The following is a 10,687-nucleotide window of genomic DNA, read 5'->3' on the forward strand; positions in this document are numbered from 1 at the left end:
GGCCATGGAGGCGCCAGTCTACCGAGGCCGGCGGCTGGGGGAAAGGACGGCGGCCATCGCGGAGCGGCGTTGCTGCGGCATCAGCCGGCGGTGGTAAGTGGTGGAAGGCACCAGTCGTCGGGCGCTGCCGGGAGCAGGTGCAAGGTGTGGCGGATGAAAGAGACAGGCCGGCTGGCGGGGAAGGCGGCAGAAAAGCGGGAGAGAAAGATAAGCGAGAAAGGCGGCGCCAGTCCCGGGGTGTCCTGCCATCAGGTCATCGGCCTGGGAGCAAGGAAGGACGGACATTCTGGCCTGTCATGGCTGGAGAATGGCGTCCTTTCTGCCTCCCGGGTCATGCTATGACAGCGTTCCTCTTCCGCCCGGGGCCGGCTGCCGGCAGGGGCGCCGGCAGGCCGGGTGTCAGCGGCGGCTCAGCAGCAGGCCGCACTCCAGGTGGTCGGTGTAGGGGAACTGGTCGAAGGCGGCGGCCGCGGCGATGCGGTGGGTGTCGTGCAGGGCCGCCACGTTGGCCTTGAGGGTCTCCGGGTTGCAGGAGATGTAGAGGATATGGTCGAAGCCCCGCACCAGTGCCAGGGTGCCGTCGTCCAGGCCGGCCCGGGGCGGGTCCACGAAGACGGTGGAGAAGCGGTAGCCCTTCAGGTCGATGCTGGCCAGGCGAGTGAATTCCTTGGTGCCGCTGTAGGCTTCGCTGAATTCCTCGGCGGAAATGCGCACCACCTTGACGTTGTCCACCCGGTTGGCTTCCAGGTTGTACTGGGCGGCATGGACCGAGGTCTTGCTCATTTCCGTGGCCAGCACCCGCTCGTAGTGGGGCGCCAGGGCGATGGTGAAATTGCCGTTGCCGCAATACAGCTCCAGCAGGTCGCCGCCCAGGGTGTCGGCCTGGGCGCAGGCCCAGGCCAGCATCTGCCGGTTCACCTCGCCGTTGGGCTGGGAGAAGGCGCCCTCGATCTGCTGGTAGCGCAGCTGGCGGCCTTCCAGTTCGAAGCTTTCCTCGACCCAGTCCCGGCCCAGGACCAGCTTCTGCCCGCGGCTGCGGCCGATGAGCTGGATGTTGAGCCGTTGCGCCAGGTCCCGGGCGGCCGCTTCCCACAGGGGGCGCAGGGGCCGCTTGTACACCAGGGTCACCAGCAGCTCGCCGCTCAGGGTGGAGAGGAAGTCCACGCGGAACAGGTAGTCCTTGAGTAGTTCGCTGGCCTGCAGTTCGTCCCGCAGCCGCGGCATCATCTCGCAGATGGTGGCGGAGGCCACGGGGAAGGTTTCCAGGGGCACCGCTTCCCGGGGATTGTCCGGGTTGAACATGGCGTAGGCCACCTGGCCCTCGCGGCGGACGATCTGGAACTCGGCCCGCAGCCGGTAGTGCAGGGGGGCGGAGCGGGCGATGTGGGGCTCGGGCAGATCGAAGGGGGCGAAGTCGGCCCGGTAGCGGGCGATCTTTTCGGCCAGCAGGGCGTCGTAGGCGGCGGGGTTGATTTTGCGTAGCGGCATGGTCTTGGCAGGGCGGCAGTCACGGTGCGCCGGCGGCATGACAGGGGGCGTGACCGGGTGGATGTTCGGGTCGGGTGGGCCGGCGCAGCCGCAATATACACAACTCGCCGGGGCCTTTCAGGATTTTGTGCCGGGGCGGCGGGGGCGGCCCCGGGGCCGCCCTAGAGCTTGAGCCGGTGGCTTGCCGCCAGGGCCTGCAGCCGGGCCTGGGCCTGGGTGAAGTCGAAGTCGCGCACGGCCCGGGCCAGGGGCGGGAAGTCCTCGCCCAGGGCGCCGTGGAGCAGGGCCTCGTGTTCGTCCAGGAGCTTTTCGCAGGCAAAATCGTCGTTTGCCAGCTGCTGGGCCAGGCGGGCGCAGACTTCCTCCACCTGCATCCAGTTCACCGTGGCCTTGGCCGCTGGCACTTCCTGGGTGGCCAGGACGGCGGCGATGGCGTCCACCAGCGGGGGCAGGCTGTCGGCGATCTTGCCCAGCAGGTCCCGCAGCAGGTCCGGGGCTTCCCTCTGGCGGATGGCGTGCTCCAGCCTTTCGGCCAGATCGCGCAGGGGCATGGCGCCGATCTGGGCGCTGACGCCCTTGAGGGTATGGGCCTCCCGTTCGGCCCCGACCCAGTCCTCGGCATCGATGGCCCGGGCCAGCCGTTGCGGCGCGTCGCGCTGGCCGCTGACGAACTTGTCCATGAGGCGCAGGTAGAGGCCTTCCCGGTCCAGGGCCTGGTGCAGGCCCAGGGTCGCATCCAGCCCGGGGATGCCGGCGAAGGGCTGGCGGTCGGCCTTGGCTGGGGCCGCGACCGGCGGCGTCGGCGTGACGGTGCCGGGCAGCGGCGAGGCGGCCTGCGGGGCCACGACGGGTGCGCCGGGGGCCAGCCACTTGAGCAGCTTGCCCAGCAGGTCCCTCGGGTCCACCGGCTTGGCGATGTGGTCGTTCATGCCCGCCGCCAGGCAGCGTTCCCGGTCCTGCTCCATGGCGTTGGCGGTCATGGCCAGGATGGGCAGGACGGCGGCGGGGAACTGCCTGCGGATTTCCCGGGTGGCGGCGATGCCGTCCATGACCGGCATCTGCATGTCCATCAGGATCACGTCGTAACGCTGCTGGCGCACCTTTTCCAGGGCGCTGGCGCCGTCGTCCGCCACATCCACCACCATGTTGGCGCCGGCCAGGAATTCGCTGGCCACTTCCTGGTTCAGCTGGTTGTCCTCCACCAGCAGCACCCGCAGGCCGGCCAGGGGCGCCAGGTCGGGCAGGGCTTCCGGGTCGGCCGCGCTGTGGGGGCCGTCCTCATGGTCGAGGATGCGCATCACGGTGTTGAACAGCTGGGAAGGACTGACCGGCTTGATGAGGATTTCCTCGATGCCCTGGAGGCCGCTCTCGCCGGCGCTGCGGGCCAGCTCATCGCGGCCGTAGGCAGTGATCATCAGCACCAGGGGCGGCTGGGGCAGCTCCAGGCGGCGGATTTCCCGGGCCGTGGCGAGGCCGTCCATTTCCGGCATCTGCCAGTCGAGGAAGACGATGTCGTAGGGCTCCCCGGCGGCGCTGGCCCGCTGCAGTTCGGCCAGGCAGCGGTTGCCCGAATCGGTGTCGCTGACCTGGAAGCTCATGCTGCGCAGCATGTCGCAGACCACGTCCCGGGCATGGTCGTGGTCGTCCACCACCAGCAGGCGGCGGGTCCGCAGGTCGGGCCGGGGCTGGGCCCGGTGGCGGGCGGTGCTGCTCCGGCCCAGGCGGGCGGTGAACCAGAAGGTGGAGCCCCGGCCCGGCTCGCTCTCGGCCCCCACCTGGCCGCCCATCAGTTCGGCCAGGCGCTTGGCGATGACCAGGCCGAGGCCGGTGCCGCCGTACTTGCGGGTGGTGGAGCTGTCGGCCTGCTGGAAACTGTTGAAGAGGGTGGGCAGTTCCCCGGCTTTGATGCCGATGCCCGTGTCGTGCACGGCAAAGCGCAGCAGCACCTCCTGGCCCTGGTCTTCCTCCAGGCCGACGTGGATGGCCACCTCGCCCCGTTCGGTGAATTTCACCGCGTTGCTGGCGTAGTTGATAAGCACCTGGCCGATGCGCAGGGGGTCGCCCACCAGGTGGCGCGGCACCTCGTCGGCCATTTCGATGACGAACTCCAGGCCCTTGCTGGTGGCCCGCTCCGACATTAGGCTGGAGACGTCCTCCAGCACCTTCTCCAGGTCGAAGTCGATCTGCTCGATGTGCAGCTTGCCGGCCTCGCTCTTGGAGAAGTCCAGGATGTCGTTGATGATGCCCAGCAGGTGCTGGCTGGAATGCTGGATCTTGCGCAGGTATTCGCGCTGGCGTTCGTCCAGGTCGGTCTTCAGGGCCAGGTGGGTCATGCCGATGACGGCATTCATGGGGGTGCGGATTTCGTGGCTCATGTTGGCCAGGAAGTCGGCCTTGGCCTGGGCCGCCGCTTCGGCCAGGGCTTTGGCCTGGGCCATCTCGGCCAGGATGCGGCGCTCCTCGCCGATGTCTTCCACGGTGCCGGCCATGCCCTTTTCCGGGGCGTTGCGGTCGATCACCTGGGCCATGATGCGGCCCCAGAAGCGGCTGCCGTCCTTGCGTACCAGCTCCAGTTCCTCCCGGAAATAGCCGTGGCGGGCCAGGCCCTCCCGCACCCGCTCGCCCACGGCGAGGAAGGTGGCCTCGTCCGGGTACCAGATGCGGGTGCTCTGCTCCAGGATTTCCCCCGGCTCGTAGCCGAGAATTTCCTCGATGGTGCGGTTGCAGCGGCGGATGATGCGGTCCCGGGTGAGGATGATGCCGATGCGGGCGGCGTCGAAGACGGCCTGCTGCTCCTGGTTGGCGTCCCGCAGGGATTTGGCCAGCCCCACCAGCTCGGCGGTGCGCTCCTCCACCAGCACCTCCAGGTGGTCCCGCTCCTGCCGGATGGTCTCGTTCTGGGCGGCGATGTGCTGCTGCAGCAGGTTGAAGTTCTGCAGCAGCATGCGGATCTCGCCGCTGCCCTGGACCTCCACCGGCTCCAGGGGAATGTGGCCGGCCCCGGTTTCGCCGATCTGGCGGGCGGCCCGTTCCAGGGGCGCCAGGGAGCGGCGCACTCCCAGCCACACCAGCAGGGCCACCAGCAGGGTGATGAGGGCGGCGCCGCTGTAGATGCGCATGGTGGCCCGTTCCTGGGGAGCGAAGGCTTCCCGGGTGGGCAGGTAGGACACCACCATCCAGTTGGCGGTGGGCACCATGGCGGCAGCGCTGACGACTTCCAGGCCCTTGGAATCCACGGTCTGGCCCGGGCCGGTATAGCCCTTGAGGCGCCGGTCCAGCAGGGGGTTGATGCCGGGAGCCGGTAGCTTTTCCAGGACCCGGGTGGGGTCGGTGCTGGCGGCGAAGATGCCCTGGTCCAGGGCGTAGACGTGGAAGCCGCCGCTCTGGCCGTTATGCACTTCGTCGGTGAGGTGCAGGGGGCTGCCCGGGGCGATCACGTCGGCGCCGCAGAGGGCGCCGAGGAAGGTGCCGTCGGCGGCGATGACGGGTACCGCCACCAGCAGCACCGGCTTCTTGGCGAAGCGGCCGAACCAGACCCGGATGGCCGGCTTGCGGGTGTCCCGGATGCTGATGAAATAGCTGCTGTCGTTGTAGGGCGTGCCGACGTGGCCCCGTTGCGGATACTCGGCGGTGCGGATGCCGTTGGCCGCGATGAAGTAGATGTCCCGGGAAAAGATGCGGCTGGCCACCGTCTGCTCATTGAGGAAGGTCTGGATCTGCCGGGGCGAGTTGAGGGACTGGGCAACCAGGTGGCGGGCCAGGCCGTCGATGACGTCCAGGCGCAGCCGCAGTTCCGCTTCCAGGGTGCGGGCGAGGAAGTCGGCGCCGGTCTTCTGCTCCTGGCCGATGAGAACCACCGAATCCCGGCGCAGGGCGTCGGCCACGTAATAGGCGAGGGAACCCATGCCCAGGGCGAAAATGAGGGCGCAGAAGAGGGCCGCCTTGATCTTCAGGGGCAGGCTTTCGATTTTTCGGCGCATCCGCGTTGCTAAATTGCCCATCCGCACTCCCGCTCAGGCTCGATCCCCGCTTCCCTCCTCTGCTGGGACAGCGGCGGAGGGGTTTGATTCACCCGGCATGGCCGGGCGGGCTTGCCGCCCATGGTTCCAGTGTCAAAAATTCGGGGGCGTCTTGTCAATCGGCATATCCCGAATGCGAGGCGGCGTTTGTCCCGGGGGGCGCCGGGAGAAAAAAAAACGGGGCCTGGGGCCCCGTTTCGTGGTTGCGGCAGGTGTGGCTCAGACGGCGGCCAGGGCCTGTTCCAGGTCGGCGATGAGGTCGTCGATGTGCTCGATGCCGATGGACAGGCGCACCGTATCCACCGTGACGCCGGCCTTGGCCAGTTCTTCCGGGTTGAGCTGGCGGTGGGTGGTGGAGGCCGGGTGGCAGGCCAGGGACTTGGCGTCGCCGATGTTCACCAGGCGGGTGAACAATTGCAGCGCGTCCTGGAAGCGGGTGCCGCCCTCGATGCCGCCCTCGACGCCGAAGGTGAGGATGCCGGAGGGCTTGCCGCCCAGATACTTCTTGGCCAGGGCGTGGTCCGGGTGGTTTTCCAGGCCGGCGTAGTTCACCCACTTCACCTTCTTGTGGCTCTGCAGGTACTTGGCCACGGCGATGGTGTTGTCGGTGATGCGCTCCATGCGCAGGGCGGCGGTCTCGATGCCCTGCAGGATGAGGAAGGCGTTGAAGGGGCTGATGGCGGCGCCGGTGTTGCGCAGGGGCACGACCCGGGCGCGGCCGATGTAGGCGGCGGGGCCCAGGGCTTCGGTGTACACCACGCCGTGGTAGGAAACATCGGGCTCGTTGAGGCGCTTGAAGCGGGTCTTGTGCTCGGCCCAGGGGAACTTGCCGCTATCGACGATGATGCCGCCGATGGAATTGCCGTGGCCGCCCAGGTACTTGGTCAGGGAATGCACCACGATGTCGGCGCCGAACTCGATGGGGCGCAGCAGGAAGGGGCTGGCCACGGTGTTGTCCACGATCAGCGGAATGCCGTTGCGGTGGGCGATCTCGGCCAGCTTCTCGATGTCGGTGATGTTGCCCAGGGGGTTACCGATGGTTTCGGCGTAGATGGCCTTGGTCTTGCCGTCGATCAGCTTCTCGAAGGAGGCCGGGTCCCGGTAGTCGGCGAAGCGCACCTGGATGCCCAGCTGGGGGAAGGTGTGGGCGAACAGGTTGTAGGTGCCGCCGTAGAGGGTGGCGGTGGAGACGATGTTGTCGCCGGCTTCGGCGATGGTCTGGATGGCGTAGGTGATGGCAGCCTGGCCGGAAGCCAGGGCCAGGCCGGCGATGCCGCCTTCCAGGGCGGCGACGCGCTTTTCCAGGACGTCCTGGGTGGGGTTCATGATGCGGGTGTAGATGTTGCCCGCCACCTTCAGGTCGAACAGGTCAGCCCCGTGCTGGGTGTTGTCGAAGGCGTAGGAGGTGGTCTGGTAGATGGGTACCGCCGCCGCCTTGGTGGTGGGATCGGGGGAATAACCGGCATGTACGGCCAGGGTTTCGAGCTTCGGCATCAGGAGTCTCCCTTGTTTGGATGATCGGTGGGGCGGCCCCGCGGGGCCCGCCATGACAGTGGATGAGAGTCTAGCACTAAAAAAGCGGTTTTCTAGATCGATTGGGTATATGCAAACTACGAGTTGGTTCCTAGGGACTTTCCCGGGAAGTACCTAGGACGAACCCTGGGGGCGCCGAATATTACTTTTGTTTTATGCGCAAAGGCATAAAATTAAATCAAGCCAACCACTATAAGAAAAGAGGTGTGCCATGCGTCCCCTCGACCTTATCCGAGCCTTCTTCAGCGGTAGTCCCTTCTCCCGGCGGGAACGGGAGGAAGTGCGCAGCCAGATCAACTTCTGCCGCGTGGCGGCCGAATGGACGGCGGTGCGCCGCGAAGTTACCGCCTGGGTGGTGGACGGGCGTACGCCCGGGCCCATGTGGTGCGAGCGCCTGCCCCGGCTGGAAGAACGGCCCCTGGGCCGCTGGATCGCCAGCGGCGCCCGGCGCAACTTCGGCGATCTGGGTTCCTTCTCCGATTTCGCCCGCATCCACCGCCAGGTGTGCGAGGACGTGCGGACCATCGCCCGGGCCCAGGCCCAGGGTGACGAGCAGGAGGCCAGCCGCAGCTTCCACCACGACTTCGAGCCCCACTACCGGGAGTTGCGCAGCTGGCTGGTGCATCTGGCCGACCTGTTCGACGCCGGCTGCGCCCAGGGCATGGAGGAAGAGTTTCAGTTCACCCAGCCGGCAATGATGCGGTAGAGGGCGGCGGGCAGGCCGACGCAGAGCAGGGCGAAGACGGTCAGTTTCAGTTCGGCCCACTGGCCGTCCCAATAGCGGCCCTGGAACCAGGCCCACCAGTCGGGGAGGGCGGCCAGTCTCAGGTCTTCGGCAAAGTCGGCAGCGTCGCCGAACATCATGCGCCAGATGTCCCGCAGGGGCGGCACCGACAGGGCCAGGCAGGCCAGCAGCAGCCAGGGATGGTCCACCCAGGGGATGAGGCTCTGCAACACCCGCGCCTAGCCCCGTTGCAAGGTCTTCAGTTCGTAAAGCAGGTCCAGGGCCTCTCGCGGCGAGAGGCTGTCCGGATCGATCTCCCCCAGCCGCTCCAGGGCCGGGTGGGCCGGAGCTTCCGGCCCCTCGGCGGGCGCCGGGACGGCGGCGAAGAGATCCGGCTGCAGCGGGTCCACCGCGGCCCGGGTTTCCAGCTGCCGCAGTTCCTTTTTCGCCGCCCGCACCACCGCACTGGGAATGCCGGCCAGGGCCGCCACCTGAATCCCGTAGCTCTGGTTGGCCGGGCCTTCTTCCACAGCGTGGAGGAAGACGATGCGGTCGCCGTGCTCCACCGCGTCCAGATGCACATTGACCAGGGCCGGGTATTCGTGGGCCAGGCGGGTCAGCTCGAAATAGTGGGTGGCGAACAGGGTCAGGCTGCGGTTCTTCTCCAGCAGGTGGCGCAGGATGGCCATGGCCAGGGCCATGCCGTCGAAGGTGGAGGTGCCCCGGCCCACCTCGTCCATCAAGACAAGACTTTGTTCCGTGGCGTTGTGCAGGATGGCGGCGGATTCGGTCATTTCCACCATGAAGGTGGAGCGGCCGGAAGCCAGGTCGTCGGAGGCGCCGATGCGGGTGAAGATCTGGTCCATGGGCCCCAGCCGGGCCGCCTTGGCCGGCACGTAGCAGCCGACGTGGGCGAGCAGGGCGATCAGGGCAGTCTGCCGCATGTAGGTGGATTTACCGCCCATGTTGGGGCCGGTGATGAGCAGCAGGCGGCGTTCCGCGTCTTCGCTTTCTCCCAGGTCCAGGTCGTTGGGGATGAAGGTGTCGCCCTGGGCCTGCAGTTCGTTTTCCACCACCGGGTGGCGGCCCGCTTCCAGCCACAGGCCGGGCCGGTCGGTGAATTCGGGGCGGCACCAGTTGCGGGCCACGGCGGTGTCGGCGAAGGAGGCCAGCATGTCCAGCTGGGCCAGGGCCCGGGCCACCGCCTGCAGCTGCGGCACCACCGGCTGCAACTGATCCAGCACCTGCTCGTAGAGCCACTTCTCCCGGGCCAGGGCCCGGTCCTGGGCGGAGAGGGCCTTGTCCTCGAAGGCCTTCAGTTCGGGGGTGATGTAGCGTTCGGCGTTCTTCAGGGTCTGGCGCCGGCGGTAGTCGTCCGGCACCTTGTCGGCATTGGCGTGGGTGACTTCGATGTAGAAGCCGTGCACCCGGTTGTATTCCACCTTGAGGGTGGCGATGCCGGTGCGTTCCTTCTCCCGGGCTTCCAGATCGACGAGGAAGGCGCCGCAGTTGTCGTTGAGGGCCCGCAGTTCGTCCAGCTCGGCATCGAAGCCGGTGGCCATGACGCCGCCGTCCCGCACCATGGCCGCCGGTTCCTGGGCGATGGCGCGCAGCAAAAGCTCGATGGCCTCCACCGGCGCTTCCAGCTGGCCCCACAGCTCACCCAGCAGGGGCGAGGGATGGCCGGCCAGGGGGCGGCGCAGTTCCTCCAGGCAGGCGAGGGAGTCGCGCAGGCTGGAGAGGTCCCGGGGGCGGGCGTTGCGCAGGGCGATGCGGCCGGCGATGCGCTCCACGTCGGCAAAGCCCTTCAGGCCGCTGCGCAGGTACTGGGCCAGGGCCAGATGGTCCGCCATGAGGGCGCCGATGGCATCGATGCGGGCCGCCGGCACCGCCCGGTCACGCCGGGGGTGGTGCAGGGCGTGGCGCAGGTAGCGGGCGCCCATGGCGGTGATGCAGGAATCCAGCAGGGAAAACAGGGTGGGGGAGGCTTCGCCCCGCAGGGTCTCGGTCAGTTCCAGGTTGCGGCGGGTGGCGGCATCCAGCCCCAGGTAGGCGGACTCCCGCTCCACCATGAGGCCCTGGACGTGGGGCAGGGCCTGGGTCTGGGTGGCCTGGGCGTACTGCAGCAGGGCCCCGGCGGCCCCCAGGGCGGGGCGCAGGTCCTCGGCGGCGAAGGCGGTGAGGCTCTGCACCTTGAAGTGTTCCAGCAGCAGGCGCTTGGCCGCTTCGGCGTCGAAATGCCAGTCGGGGCGGCGGGTGGTGGCGGCGCTGATGTTCACTTCCGGCACCAGGGAATCGGGCAGCAGCACTTCGGCCGGGCGGATGCGTTCCAGGGTGGCGGCCAGCTTTTCCGTGGCCACTTCGCTGACGCGGAATTCGCCGCTGGCCAGGTTGAGCCAGGCCAGGCCCCAGACGCCGCGGCCGCCGGTCAGGGCCATGAGCAGGGTGTCCCGCTTCTCGTCGAGCAGGGCGGCGTCGGTCAGGGTGCCGGGGGTGACGATGCGGGAGACAGCCCGCTCCACCGGGCCCTTGCTGGTGGCCGGGTCCCCCACCTGTTCGCAGATGACCACGGATTCGCCCATCTTCACCAGCTTGGCCAGGTACTGCTCCACGGCGTGGTAGGGCACCCCGGCCATCTTGATGGGCAGGCCGGCGGACTGGCCCCTGGTGGTGAGGGTGATGTCCAGCAGGCGGGCGGCCTTTTCCGCATCCTCGAAGAACAGCTCGTAGAAATCCCCCATGCGATAGAAGAGCAGGGTGCCCGGATGCTGGCTTTTCAGGGCCAGGTATTGCTGCATCATCGGGGTGTGGCCGGAGGGATCGCTGTTCTTCTTGGTTGCCATGGGCTTCAAAAAAATGGATGGGCGCGGCAGGGGCCGCCGAAGGGGCGGATTATCCCGTGTCTGGCGGCGGGGGGGAAGGT

6 protein-coding genes are annotated in these 10,687 nt (G+C 68.0%); 1 reads left to right on the top strand and 5 read right to left on the bottom strand.

Going from position 1 to position 10,687, the window contains the following annotated elements; all coding sequences use genetic code 11:
• Window positions 1-399: 399 nt before the first annotated feature.
• From trmA to AC1RTA_RS12650, 3 genes are all read right to left on the bottom strand, one after another.
• Complete coding sequence (trmA, locus tag AC1RTA_RS12640) at window positions 400-1,488, bottom strand: tRNA (uridine(54)-C5)-methyltransferase TrmA (RefSeq protein ID WP_492784887.1); 1,089 nt, start codon at window positions 1,486-1,488, stop codon at window positions 400-402.
• Between the two features lie 161 nt (window positions 1,489-1,649).
• The gene (locus AC1RTA_RS12645) at window positions 1,650-5,468 is read right to left on the bottom strand and encodes a response regulator (RefSeq protein ID WP_492784888.1); all 3,819 of its coding nucleotides are present in this window, start codon (window positions 5,466-5,468) and stop codon (window positions 1,650-1,652) included.
• A gap of 258 nt (window positions 5,469-5,726) precedes the next feature.
• Window positions 5,727-7,001 (bottom strand): O-acetylhomoserine aminocarboxypropyltransferase/cysteine synthase family protein, encoded by a 1,275-nt coding sequence (locus AC1RTA_RS12650; protein ID WP_014237298.1) that lies wholly within the window; start codon window positions 6,999-7,001, stop codon window positions 5,727-5,729.
• 250 nt (window positions 7,002-7,251) lie between these two features.
• Between AC1RTA_RS12650 and AC1RTA_RS12655 the strand changes: the two genes are divergently transcribed.
• Complete coding sequence (locus AC1RTA_RS12655; RefSeq protein WP_014237299.1) at window positions 7,252-7,746, top strand: CZB domain-containing protein; 495 nt, start codon at window positions 7,252-7,254, stop codon at window positions 7,744-7,746.
• Here the strand turns inward: AC1RTA_RS12655 and AC1RTA_RS12660 are convergent.
• Window positions 7,716-7,994, bottom strand: a complete 279-nt coding sequence (locus tag AC1RTA_RS12660; RefSeq protein WP_043798088.1) for a hypothetical protein — start codon at window positions 7,992-7,994, stop codon at window positions 7,716-7,718. The genes AC1RTA_RS12655 and AC1RTA_RS12660 overlap by 31 nt on opposite strands.
• Before the next feature lie 9 nt (window positions 7,995-8,003).
• Entirely contained in the window at window positions 8,004-10,607 is a 2,604-nt protein-coding gene (gene mutS, locus AC1RTA_RS12665) for a DNA mismatch repair protein MutS (RefSeq protein ID WP_492784889.1), read from the bottom strand.
• Between the last annotated feature and the right edge of the window lie 80 nt (window positions 10,608-10,687).

Source organism: Azospira sp. MPR-E4 (assembly GCF_058809645.1).